Source organism: uncultured Sphingomonas sp. (assembly GCF_913062585.1).
In the GTDB taxonomy this organism is placed as follows: domain Bacteria; phylum Pseudomonadota; class Alphaproteobacteria; order Sphingomonadales; family Sphingomonadaceae; genus Sphingomonas.
Genome location: NZ_CAJXWX010000024.1, coordinates 60,657 through 69,361, shown reverse-complemented (window position 1 = coordinate 69,361; position 8,705 = coordinate 60,657). Strand labels below are relative to the sequence as shown.

Annotated in this window: 10 protein-coding genes and 1 pseudogene; 8 read left to right on the top strand and 3 right to left on the bottom strand. The window is 67.4% G+C overall.

Going from position 1 to position 8,705, the window contains the following annotated elements; genetic code table 11:
- The first annotated feature begins 148 nt into the window (after nucleotides 1–148).
- On the top strand, nucleotides 149–541 hold the full coding sequence (locus QZ546_RS14600; protein WP_294239019.1) for an NADH:ubiquinone oxidoreductase subunit NDUFA12: 393 nt from the start codon (nucleotides 149–151) through the stop codon (nucleotides 539–541).
- Between the two features lie 206 nt (nucleotides 542–747).
- A pseudogene (locus QZ546_RS14595) lies at nucleotides 748–981 on the top strand (DUF2155 domain-containing protein); the annotation flags it as partial.
- A gap of 35 nt (nucleotides 982–1,016) precedes the next feature.
- Here QZ546_RS14595 and aat read toward each other — a convergent pair.
- From aat to QZ546_RS14580, 3 genes are all read right to left on the bottom strand, one after another.
- Complete coding sequence (gene aat / locus QZ546_RS14590) at nucleotides 1,017–1,775, bottom strand: leucyl/phenylalanyl-tRNA--protein transferase (protein WP_294239016.1); 759 nt, start codon at nucleotides 1,773–1,775, stop codon at nucleotides 1,017–1,019.
- Nucleotides 1,772–2,485 carry a ParA family protein gene (locus QZ546_RS14585; protein ID WP_294239014.1) on the bottom strand — a complete coding sequence of 238 codons (714 nt, stop codon included), beginning with the start codon at nucleotides 2,483–2,485 and terminating at the stop codon, nucleotides 1,772–1,774. The genes aat and QZ546_RS14585 overlap by 4 nt, the downstream gene beginning before the upstream one ends.
- Nucleotides 2,486–2,594: 109 nt before the next feature.
- The gene (locus QZ546_RS14580) at nucleotides 2,595–2,981 is read right to left on the bottom strand and encodes a hypothetical protein (RefSeq protein WP_294239012.1); all 387 of its coding nucleotides are present in this window, start codon (nucleotides 2,979–2,981) and stop codon (nucleotides 2,595–2,597) included.
- 159 nt (nucleotides 2,982–3,140) lie between these two features.
- Here QZ546_RS14580 and QZ546_RS14575 point away from each other — a divergent pair, with 159 nt between their 5' ends.
- From QZ546_RS14575 to QZ546_RS14550, 6 genes are all read left to right on the top strand, one after another.
- A complete protein-coding gene (locus tag QZ546_RS14575; protein ID WP_294239011.1) occupies nucleotides 3,141–4,106 on the top strand; it encodes a cysteine synthase A in 966 nt (321 codons plus the stop codon).
- Between the two features lie 116 nt (nucleotides 4,107–4,222).
- On the top strand, nucleotides 4,223–4,453 hold the full coding sequence (locus QZ546_RS14570; RefSeq protein ID WP_294239009.1) for a hypothetical protein: 231 nt from the start codon (nucleotides 4,223–4,225) through the stop codon (nucleotides 4,451–4,453).
- Between the two features lie 602 nt (nucleotides 4,454–5,055).
- Entirely contained in the window at nucleotides 5,056–5,358 is a 303-nt protein-coding gene (locus QZ546_RS14565) for a division/cell wall cluster transcriptional repressor MraZ (protein WP_294239008.1), read from the top strand.
- Complete coding sequence (rsmH, locus tag QZ546_RS14560) at nucleotides 5,355–6,335, top strand: 16S rRNA (cytosine(1402)-N(4))-methyltransferase RsmH (RefSeq protein ID WP_294239005.1); 981 nt, start codon at nucleotides 5,355–5,357, stop codon at nucleotides 6,333–6,335. Before QZ546_RS14565 ends, rsmH begins: the two co-directional genes overlap by 4 nt.
- Nucleotides 6,332–6,982, top strand: coding sequence for a hypothetical protein (locus tag QZ546_RS14555; RefSeq protein WP_294239003.1), 651 nt, complete (start codon nucleotides 6,332–6,334; stop codon nucleotides 6,980–6,982). The genes rsmH and QZ546_RS14555 overlap by 4 nt, the downstream gene beginning before the upstream one ends.
- Nucleotides 6,979–8,697, top strand: a complete 1,719-nt coding sequence (locus QZ546_RS14550) for a penicillin-binding protein 2 (protein WP_294239001.1) — start codon at nucleotides 6,979–6,981, stop codon at nucleotides 8,695–8,697. Before QZ546_RS14555 ends, QZ546_RS14550 begins: the two co-directional genes overlap by 4 nt.
- Nucleotides 8,698–8,705: the final 8 nt, after the last annotated feature.

Below are 8,705 nucleotides of genomic sequence, written 5' to 3'. Positions count from 1 at the left end.
GCAGCGTCAGATGTGTATAAGAGACAGCCTTAAGCCCCTCCCCCCTGCCGGGAGGAGGGGCTTAAGGGGCGTAGATCGCCGGCGTGCCGGTCGCTTCCCCACACGAACGCGGTTGAAGGGCGGCGATAGGCGGGCTACACGGCGCGTCATGGGCATCAACCTCAATCCCTTCACCTGGTGGAACGGCGCCACCATCGGCACCTGGTTCGGTCTGCGCGGCAAGGCGCAGGTGGGCGAGGACGCGCATGGCAACGTCTATTATGAGGGCGGCCGCGACACCGCCGGTCGCCCGCGCCGCTGGGTGATCTACAAGGGCTCGAACGATGCCAGCCGGGTTCCGGCGGAATGGTTCAGCTGGCTGCATCATCAGGTCGAGGACGTGCCCGACCGCTCGCTGCCGCCGCGTCGCGCGTGGCAGAAACCTGCGCTGCCGAACCTGACCGGCACCGCGATGGCCTATCGGCCGTCCGGCGCGCTGGAAAAGGGTGGCGTGCGCCAGGCCGCGACCGGCGATTACGAAGCCTGGACGCCCGAGGGGTGAAGACCACACGCTGGCTGGCCAGCGGTGCGCTGGTCGCCTTGCTGGGTGTCGGCGGCTGGTTCGGCTATAATGCGCTGACCGACAAGGGCGGCCAGGATGCCTCCGAATCGTCGGTCAGCCAGATTCTGCCCGATCGTCCCGGTGCCGCATCGGGGATCGAATCGGTCGATGGAACCCAGGCGACCTTGCCGACCGGCGGTACGCCGATGGCCGAACGGGTCGCGGTGGTCGGCCTGCTCAACAAGCGCAACGGCGTCTCGCGCGACCTGACGCTGAAGCCCGGCCAGGCGATTCGGGTGGGCGATGTGATCGTTCGCCTGCGCGCCTGCGAAAAGACGGCGTCCTGGGAGGCCGAGCCCCTGACCGGGGCCTTTGTCCAGCTGGATGTGCGCGGCGCGGATCAGCGCTGGAAGCGGGTCTTCTCAGGCTGGCTTTACAAAGAGCGTCCGGCGCTCAACGTGGTGCTGCACCCGGTCTATGACGTCTGGGCGAAGAGCTGCACGATGTCCTGGCCCGAAACCGGGCCGGATACGGTCCCGGCATCGCTGCCAGGTAGCGCGCCCAAGCGGTCGAGCGCCGCAAAATCGCCCGAGGCCGATACGCCCGCAGCAGACGCGCCCGGCCCGACCGCGCCCGCCAACGCGTCGGACAGGAGCGCGACATAATCGTCGCGCCCGATCTCGACCGCGCCCATGGTCGACAGATGCGGGGTCTGGAACTGGCAGTCGAGCAGGGTATAGCCCCCGGCACGCAGACGGGCGACCAGCCAGACCAGTGCGACCTTCGACGCATCGGTCCGGCGACTGACCATCGACTCGCCGAAAAAGGCGCGACCCAGCGCCAGGCCATAAAGGCCGCCGACCAGCTCGTCGCCGTCCCAGCATTCGATCGAATGGGCAAAACCCATGTCGAACAGGTCGATGAACACCCGTTCGATCGCATAGTTGATCCAGGTCTCGGGCCGGTCGGGGACGCTTTCCGCGCATAGCCGGATGATCGATTCGAACGCGGTGTCGGCGGTCATGCGGAACCGGTCCTGCGCCACCGTCTTGCGTAGCGAGCGGGACAGGTGGAACCCGTCGAGCGGCAGCACCGCCCGCTTGCGCGGCTCGACCCAATAGACGTGGTCGGTGGTCCGCGTATCGGCCATCGGAAACACACCGACGGCATAGGCGCCCAGTACCAGATGCGGGGTCAGCCGCTCTGCGGTGCCGGGCTCCTCGCGACGGGTCACCGCGTCGCCATCCGCTTTTCGATCGTCCGCCACAGATCGGCATAGGCCTTGGCCGCGGCGCTTCGGGGGGCGAAGGCGCCGAGCGGGGCGCGGTACTCGCCCATCGCCTCCACCAAGCTGGCCATCGGGACGACCGGCCAGTCGGGATGTTGCGCCAGCGCCTCGGCATGAAGGCGACGGCGGCGATCGACCATGACGTGGACGGGCAGCAGGGGCACGCGCCCCCGGACATGGCCGTCCACCACCTCCAGCGCACGTGTCGACAGCGCCGAGGGAACGACCGGGACCACGATCAGGTCGACCGCGCGCAGCACCTGTTCGGTTGTCTCGGTCAGCCCCGGCGGGCAATCGAGGATCACGCTGTCATAGTCGTCCAGCCCCTCGATCAGCTTGCCCAGCCGCTTCTTCTTGTCGATCGCATGGAACAGCAGGTCGAGGCCACGCAGCGAATCGTCGGCGCCGACCAGGGAAAGGCGGGAAATGTCCGTCTGGCGGATCAGCCGGTCGACCGCGATGTCGCGCGAAAAGATCGCCTGGGCCTGATCGCCGGGGGCGGAGCCGCCCAGCAGCCAGGTCGAGGCGGCTTGCGGATCGAGGTCCCACAGGAGCGTCCGGCGCGCGCACAGGCTGGCGGCGCACCAGGCCAGGTTGACCGCCATGCTGGTCTTCCCCACGCCCCCTTTCAGGCTGTAGATCGCGATCGCGGCCACGACGTCCCTGCCTACCTTCCTGTCCAGGCCCATGAAAAAGGCCGACGGAGATATCCCCGCCGGCCGGATTTCGATCAAGTCCTTATCGTCGATCAACCGACGGAAAGGATCAGATGTGGCAGACCTGCGCCGCCTTTTTCGGGGTGGTCAGGGTGATCGACTTTTCGTCGCCCGTCATCTTCCACCCGCCCTCGGCGGTCAGCGGCTCGCCGGCGGCGGGTGCCTTCAGCACCACCGGGGTCTCGCCTTCCTTCAGGCGGACATTGGCCTGCTTGTCGCCCTGGAAGAAGGTGACATAGACGAGGCTGTTGTCCTTGCAGCGGAGGCTCTTTTCCGCCTTGATCGCGGGCGGCAGTTCGACCGGCGCGCTGTTGGCGAGCACATTCGCCATGGGGTCGGGATTGGTGTCCACGACCTCGGGCTGGGAGGGCTTGGAATTGCACGCTGCCAGGGCGAGCAACGGTGCGGCGATGAAGACGGGGAGAAGGCTTTTCATAGCGAGGTGCTGCTTCGCAAATGCAGCAACCCGGCGTCAAGCATGACCTTCACGTCATGCGGTGAATGTCCCGTCAATCGGGGTGCTATGCCCCGCGCTTGGCCCCGCCCAAGCAAGGCTTTGCTTGCCGGAAAGCCGGGCAGGGGCCATCTAGCGGGCATGGATGTGACCTCCGACACGCTGGCCCTGATCGGCAACACCCCGCTCGTCCGCCTGAAAGGACCGAGCGACGCCACCGGCTGCGACATTTACGGCAAATGCGAATTCGCCAATCCCGGCGCCAGCGTGAAGGATCGCGCCGCGCTGTTCATCGTCGAGGATGCAGAGGCGCGCGGGGCCTTGCGTCCCGGCGGCACCATCGTCGAGGGCACGGCGGGCAATACCGGCATCGGCCTGGCGCTGGTGGCGAACGCCAAGGGCTATCGCACGATCATCGTGATGCCCGAGACGCAGAGCCGCGAGAAGATGGACACGCTGCGCGCGCTGGGGGCCGAACTGGTCCTGGTACCCGCCGCGCCCTATTCCAGCCCCTGTCATTTCGTCCACACCTCGCGCCGGATCGCCGAGGAAACGGACAATGCGATCTGGGCCAACCAGTTCGACAATATCGCCAATCGCCGCGCGCATATCGTCGGCACGGCCGAGGAAATCTGGAACCAGATGGGCGGCCGGATCGATGGCTTCACCTGCGCGGCGGGGACGGGCGGCACGCTGGCGGGCGTGGGCATGGGGCTGAAGGCGCATGACGAGTCGATCACCATCGCGCTCAGCGATCCGCATGGCGCGGCGCTGTACGACTATTATGCGCATGGCGAATTGAAGTCGGAAGGGTCTTCGGTTGCCGAGGGGATCGGCCAGGGGCGGATCACCGCCAATCTTGAAGGCGCGCCGATCGACACCCAATTCCGGATTTCGGACGCCGAAGGCTGGTACTGGGTCCAGCGACTGTTGAGCGAGGAGGGGCTGTGTCTGGGCCTGTCCTCGGGCATCAATGTCGCGGGCGCGGTCGCGCTGGCTAAGGCGCTGGGGCCCGATAAGCGTATTGCAACCATTTTGTGCGATACCGGGTTTCGCTACCTCTCCACGCTCCACAATCCCGCGTGGCGAGCGGAAAAGGGTCTATAGGCGCGAGGGCCTTTCCTCGCGCCGAAGGTCGACAGGACGCCGTGCGCAGGATAGTATCGCCGAATTCCATGAAATCGCCCGACCATCATCATATCATGCAACGTGTGAAAGTCGGCATGATCGGCTTGGCCGCCGTGATCCTGTTGATCGGGATCGCCAGCACCATCCTGGGCTCACTCAACCGGGACGAGCCACCTGCCGCCATGGCCGGCGCGGCGCAGTCCAATGTCGTGGCCGACATGGCCGTCGCCAACGCCACGACAGTCCCCACCAGCGAACCCCTGGCCGAACTGGGCGTCGCGCCGGCACCCGTCAACGCCCAGGCTCCCGCCGCGCCCACGCGCTGAGCCGCCGCGCGGCCTCCATCCCGAATCCGGCGATCCGAGGGTCGCTCGATCGTGGCCGTGCCGGCCTTTTCGCTTAATCGAAATTAAGTTCACGGTGATCGGGTTCGTTGTCGGTTTTGACGGGGAAATCCGGGGAAAGGTGGTCGAAGGGGCGGAATCTCGCGCTTTTTCGGGGCAGGGGCGTTGCAGCCGCTCCCGCGCTGCGCCCAGTTGTTCGTCGCATATTCCGTCTTCTAGGGGTGATTTCCCCGTTTATCCCCAAAAATCCCGTTGCCTCCCGCTTCTGCTATAGGTAAACAAAATCCAACAGAGGGGCAGGCTCACTGTGGTCCAGAAATGGTCGGGCTTCGGCGAGGGTCGGATTCCGAGGCGGTGAGGCCGTGCGCGCCATGTGCGAGGTTGGCGTGTCCGATAGGGGTTTGTATCAGGGAAGTGGCATTGGCCTTGTCGACGACAAGGGCCGCGTGGCCATCCCCAATGCACTCCGCTCCACCCTGGCTCAGAACGCGCCGCGTCCTGACGGAAAAGATGGCGGGACCATCATCATCGCTGTCCACGAAACAGAGCGCTGCCTGATCGCGTATGACCCGGGTTATGTTGCCGTGCTGAAGAAAGAGCTGGACGCGCGGACCGAGATGTCGCGCGGCCCCGATGGCCGGATCGACTATAACATCAAGCGCGACCTGGCGAATGGCGAGGCGGTGCCCTTTGACGGCTCCGGCCGTTTCATCATGCCGGGCTTTCCACGTTTCCATGCCGGGATCGCGAGCCATGCCTTTTTCTGGGGCACGTTCGACTATATCGAAATCTGGGACCCCAAGACGCTGGTCGATACGCCGGGCCTGCCGCCCAAGATGATCTCGGCCGCGCGCTTCCACTGCCAGGAAAAGGGGATCGTCCTGTGACCGACGCCCCGCACATTCCGGTCCTGCTCGACGAAGTCCTCGACGCGCTCGCCATCGCCCCCGGCGAGACGCATGTCGACGGCACGTTCGGCGCGGGTGGCTATACCCGCGCGATGTTGGGCCGGGGCGCGGCGGTCATCGCGTTCGACCGCGATCCCGACGCGATCGCCAATGGTCAGGCCCTGGTCGCCGAGCAGCCGGGCCTGACGCTGGTCCACCGCGAATTTTCGGGGCTGGACCAGGCGCTGGACGAGCGGGTCGATGGCGTGGTGCTGGACATCGGGGTATCCTCGATGCAGCTCGACCAGGCCGAGCGCGGCTTCTCGTTCCAGGGCGACGGTCCGCTCGACATGCGCATGGCGCAGGCGGGCGAGTCGGCGGCGGATTTCCTGAACACCGCCGACGAGGGCGCGATCGCCGACGTCCTCTATCATTATGGCGAGGAGCCGCGTTCGCGCCGGGTCGCGCAGGCGATCGTCGCCGCGCGCCCGCTGACCCGCACCGGCGAACTTGCCGCCGTGGTCCGCCGCGCGCTCGGCTATCGCCCGCATGACAAGAAGGACCCGGCGACGCGGACCTTCCAGGCGATCCGCATCCATGTGAACCGCGAACTGGACGAGCTGGCCGACGGGCTCGCGGCGGCCGAACGCGCGTTGAAGCCGGGCGGGCGGCTGGTCGTCGTGACCTTCCACAGCCTGGAAGACCGCATGGTCAAGCGCTTCTTTCGCGAACGCGCCGGCCAGATGCCGGGCGGATCGCGCCACCTGCCCGAACAGGCGGCGGCGCGCGCGCCCAGCTTCACGCAGGTCGGCAAGGCGGTGCGGGCGGGCGAGGCCGAGCTGGCCCGCAATCCGCGCGCGCGGTCGGCGACGCTGCGGTTTGCGACGCGAACGGAATCACCCGCCTGGTCGGCGGGGAATGGAACGGGTCGGGGAAGGGCGCCGGGGGGCGAGTTGGGTCAGGAGTTGGGCGTATGACGGCGGCGTATCGGTTGAAGGGGATCGGGTGGTTCGGGAGCTGCGTGGCGGTGGTCCTGGGCTTTTACCTCGTCTCCCTCCAGGTGGCGGCGGAGCGCAAGAAGCTCGACGACGTCAATACGCGCATCGCCGCGGCGCAGCGGGACATCCGCGCGCTGGAAACCGAGTTCGACACCCGCGCCAATCTGGTCCAGCTGGAAAAGTGGAATGGCGACACGCTGGCGCTGACCGCCCCCATTGCGGGTCAGTTCGTCGGTGACGAGTCGCAACTCGCCTCGCTGGACGTGACGCGCGGGCCCGCCGAGGGGGCGGTGCAGACCGCCGCGCTGCTCGTGCCGTCCCAGCCCGCGCCGGCCGCGCCCCTGCCGGATGCCGCCTCGACCGAAACCAGGCCCAATGCGCCCGCCCCCGTCGTTCGGCTCGCCAAGGTCGACCTGCCCAAGCCCCAGGTCGTGAACGCCGTCTCCGAGCGTATCGTTACGTCCAAGGGTGCCAAGACCGCCCCGATCGCGACCGTCCGTACCGCCGCCGCCGTGGCCAAGGTCCGGCCGCAAGCGGTGGCGATGCTCGACCGCCAGCTTCTGTCCGACACGACGCTGGGCGACATTCTGAAGGGGGCCAAGACTGAAGCGCGGCGGCGGCATTGAGCGTTTTGGTCGCGCGTCCTTCCGGAACGCAACGTACCGCCGGCCAGCGCCACGCGCTGGTCGCGACGACGCATATGCGTCTGATGATGTTGATGATGCTGTTCGGCGCGGCGGTGCTCGTCGTGATCGGACGGCTGATGCTGCTGGCCATATTCGCCGGGCCTGCCGATGCGGCGGCCCGCAGCGCGACGCTGGCGGCGCGCGGCGATATCGTCGACCGTAACGGCGCACCGCTCGCGCGCACGATCGACAGCTGGACGATCGCCGTCCACCCCAAGAAGCTGATCGGCGACCCGATGGAGATCGCCGCGCGCCTGGCCGCGCTGATGCCCGATCGCGGCGACCAAGCCTGGTTCTACAACCAGCTGACCCGCAAGGCGAATTTCGTCTATCTGCAACGCCGTGCCAGCCCGGCGCTGGTCGAGCAGGTCAATGCCATCGGCGAGCCGGGCCTGGTCTTCGACCGCGAGACGCAGCGCCTCTATCCGCAGTCCACCCTTGCCGCCCATGCGCTCGGTTTCCTGTCGACCGACGGGCACGGCATGAGCGGCATGGAGCGGGTGCTCGACGAGCGGCTGCTCAACCCGGCCCAGACCGGCAAGCCGGTGGCGCTGTCGATCGACACCCGCGCCCAGGCCGCGCTGGAGAGCGAACTCGGCCGCGCGATGACCACCTTCTCGGCGCGCGGCGGCGGCGGCATCATCCTGGACGTGCACACCGGCGAGGTCATCGCGATGGTCTCGCTGCCGACCTTCAACCCCAACCGGGTCGGCATGGCGGGCAGCGACGAGCTGCGCAACATCACGACGCAGAGCGTGTTCGAGCTGGGCTCGACCTTCAAGCCGATCACCATGGCGGTCGCGATGGAGAACGGCGTCGTCACCTCGATGGCGCGGCGGTTCGATGCGACCCATCCGCTGAAGGTCGGCGGCTATACCATCCATGACGAACAGGGCGATCCCAAGCGCTGGCTGAACATGGCCGAGACGCTGATCTATTCGTCCAACATCGCCACCGCGCGCATCGCCGACGAGATCGGGCCGCAGCGGATGCAGGCGATGTTCAAGAAGCTGGGCTTCGACACCAAGCCCGATATCGAGCTGCGCGAAAAGGGTCGCCCGCTGCTGCCTACTTACTGGGCGCGGACCACGACGATGACGACGGCATACGGGCACGGCATCGCGGTGACGCCGCTGCATCTGGCCTCGGCCTATGCCGCGCTGGTCAATGGCGGCATCTGGCGGCCCGCGACGCTGTTGAGGGTCGAGCCGGGCCATGCGGCGGCCGGGCGCCGCGTGCTGAGCGAGGCGACCAGCTACAAGATGCGCCAGATGTTGCGTCTGATCGTGATGCGCGGCACGGGTCGCAAGGGCGATGCGCCGGGCTACCGCGTCGGCGGCAAGACGGGCACCGCCGAGGCGGCGGTCGCGGGCGGCTATGATCGGTCGCGCAACGTCGCTACCTTCGCGGCGGCGTTCCCGATGGATGCGCCACGCTATGTGGTCCTGGCGATGCTCGATTCGCCGAAGGGGACGAAGGAGACCGGTGGGTGGAAGACCGCAGCCTGGAACGCCGCGCCCGTGGTCGGGCGGACGATCACGCGGGTCGGCGCGATGCTGGGCGTGGTGCCGGACGCGAACAAGGATATCGACGAGTCGGACATCCTGCCGACCCTGTGGCAGGATCCCAAGGCACCGCCGGTGGATGGACGATGAGAGGCGCG

Bases quoted from the DNA above. Each gene is read 5' to 3' on its own strand.
- QZ546_RS14600 (WP_294239019.1), top strand. From the start codon at position 149: ATGGGCATCAACCTCAATCCCTTCACCTGGTGGAACGGCGCCACCATC.
- QZ546_RS14580 (WP_294239012.1), bottom strand. From the start codon at position 2,981: ATGAAAAGCCTTCTCCCCGTCTTCATCGCCGCACCGTTGCTCGCCCTG.
- QZ546_RS14575 (WP_294239011.1), top strand. From the start codon at position 3,141: ATGGATGTGACCTCCGACACGCTGGCCCTGATCGGCAACACCCCGCTC.
- QZ546_RS14570 (WP_294239009.1), top strand. From the start codon at position 4,223: ATGATCGGCTTGGCCGCCGTGATCCTGTTGATCGGGATCGCCAGCACC.
- QZ546_RS14555 (WP_294239003.1), top strand. From the start codon at position 6,332: ATGACGGCGGCGTATCGGTTGAAGGGGATCGGGTGGTTCGGGAGCTGC.